The organism is Mesorhizobium sp. M7A.F.Ca.CA.004.04.2.1, assembly GCF_004022825.1.
Classification (GTDB): Bacteria; Pseudomonadota; Alphaproteobacteria; order Rhizobiales; family Rhizobiaceae; genus Mesorhizobium.
On the sequence record NZ_RZPH01001002.1, the window covers coordinates 1 to 2,152 of the forward strand.

The 2,152-nt window shown below is 62.2% G+C and carries 2 protein-coding genes; both read right to left on the reverse strand.

Translation table 11 applies throughout. The features are described from left to right. Positions 1 to 1,087 (reverse strand): Hsp70 family protein (locus EN893_RS30405; RefSeq protein WP_164901253.1); only part of this gene is annotated, 1,087 nt, incomplete at its 3' end. A gap of 269 nt (positions 1,088 to 1,356) precedes the next feature. Next, positions 1,357 to 2,148, reverse strand: a complete 792-nt coding sequence (locus EN893_RS30410; RefSeq protein WP_127270392.1) for a TIGR02186 family protein — start codon at positions 2,146 to 2,148, stop codon at positions 1,357 to 1,359. Positions 2,149 to 2,152 lie beyond the last annotated feature (4 nt).

Genomic DNA, 2,152 nt, shown 5'->3' on the forward strand with positions numbered 1-2,152 from the left:
CCTCAGCGTCCCGGATGGTCTGCGCTACCGTCGCCGTGACCCGCTCGATGTCCCTGGCGATCGTGGCATCCAGCCCGTTGCGCGTGATTTCGGCCGCGAACTCCGCACCCGGCAGCTTCACCACGACCTCCGCGGATGACCTGTCGGTCAGCTCTATCTTGGCTTTTTCGACAAGTGCGGCCAGCGCGTGTCCATAGCGGTGTTCGACGATGTGGATGAAACGGTCGACCAGGTCGGCGCGCTCGGCCTCGTAGCGGATCTGGCGCAGATGCGTCATCGCCTTGGCGGTGTAGACCAGGTTGATGCGCTGCCATGTCGCGAGGTCGATGAAGTAGCTTGCCGGCAGATTGCGCTTGCCGTCCTTGGTCGGCGTCAAATAGCCGAGTTGCGGCATGACATGGGCGATGCTCAGCAGCCGGTCGAAATCCGTACCGCCGATATGGACGCCCCGGCTGGCCAGGATGTCGTCCTTGCGGTCGAGCGACCGGGAGCGCTGCGGCGAGACGCGCACGATCGAGAAGTCCGACGTGCCGCCGCCCATATCGATGATCAGCGCCAGTTCCTCGCATGTCACCTTTTGTTCGTAGTCGAGCGCCGCCGCGATCGGCTCGAACTGGAAAGCGATGTGCTTGAAGCCCTGGCCACGGGCGGCGTTCTCGAGTTCGCTTTGCGCCTTCGCGTCGGCCTCGGCATCGTCGTCGACGAATTGCACCGGCCGGCCAAGAACGACGGTCTCGACCGTATCGCCGGCATCTGCTTCCAGCCTCATCTTGAGATGTCCGAGGAACATGCCGACGATGTCCATGAAGCCGATCGACCGCGATTTGATGCGGGTCTTTTCATGGGCCAGCGAACTGCCGAGCACGCTCTTCAGCGAACGCATCAGCCGGCCTTCGATGCTGTCGGTGTAGTTGGCGATGGCGTGACGGCCAAAGCAGGTGCGGTTGTCCTCGAAGTTGAAGAACACGGCACTGGGCAGTGTCACCTGGCCGTCCTCCAGGGCGACGAGGCGCGGCTGCCCGTTGCGGACCACGCCAACGGTGGAGTTCGAAGTGCCGAAGTCGATGCCGCCGAAGGCTGGTCGCATGACAAGTTCCTGTATTTGTCGTCGGCGAGCCGACAGGCGCCGAGAAATCGCGCGCTGCCCGGGGACGGGCTGCGCTGCCGAACCGAATTGTTTGTGTCTGCCATTTGGCTGGGGAGCGCGGTCTACCGCATGCCCCGGTAAAGGGAAACCACTTTTCGGGAAAAGTTCTGAAGTGCGTCGCGTTTGAGTGGATTCACGCGACGCACTTCAGGTCTTGATTCGATGCATGTCGCTCGCCCAAAAGCGGGGCCACCTTTGGGCGACATGCATTAATCCCGCCGGAAGATCAGCCTTCCAAGCCAGCCGGTCAGCATGGCCAGCGATATCGCGAAGACGCCATAGAGGAACGAATAATTGTGGGCGATACGGAAGATCGACTGTTCAAAACCGGATTTGCGGATTTCGAGCTGGGCCGAGCTTTCCTTGATGAACAGGCCGCTCTTGAACAGGAACGCGCGGGCTTTATGGGTTCCAACTGGCACATTTGGCGCCAGCCTCACTGTGGCGCGGAACAGGTTCTGCGACAGGAATTGCACGCCGCCGACATTCTCGCTGTAGAGGCCGGTCGCCGACTTGCGCTCCCGCAGTGCGGCCGTGAATTCCTCGATCGTCGCCGGGCTGTCGCCGGCATCGGCGGGCTGCATGTAGAGGTTGGAGGCGCCGAGCGACAGCTGCTTGTAGCTGTTGGGTTCGGTGATGTCCTGCAGCGGCCGCGTCGTCGCCACCGAATAGGAGACCGGCACGTTCTCGAAGGTCTCGGAATCCAGATTGACCCAGACGCCTAGCACCCTGTCCTTGCGGCGCACCACCACCGGTTTGGGCGGACCTTCGAGCACGACGATGACGTCGTAGCGGCCTTGGCGCGCGACAAGTGGATCCGGGTTTTCCAGCGAACCGAAAATGGTCAGGTCGGCCCCGGAAAAGCCGGCGGTGATCGAGACATTATCGGTGGAGAGACCGATCTGGATGCCTTCGGTCAGCGGAACCTGTGCCTTCGCCGGCACGGCGGCCGCAAGCAGCGTCAGGAGAATGGCGGTTGCGAATGTGTTGCGAGCCTTCATCAGT

Coding starts and splice junctions, on each gene's coding strand:
- EN893_RS30410 (WP_127270392.1), bottom strand. CDS start 2,148: ATGAAGGCTCGCAACACATTCGCAACCGCCATTCTCCTGACGCTGCTT.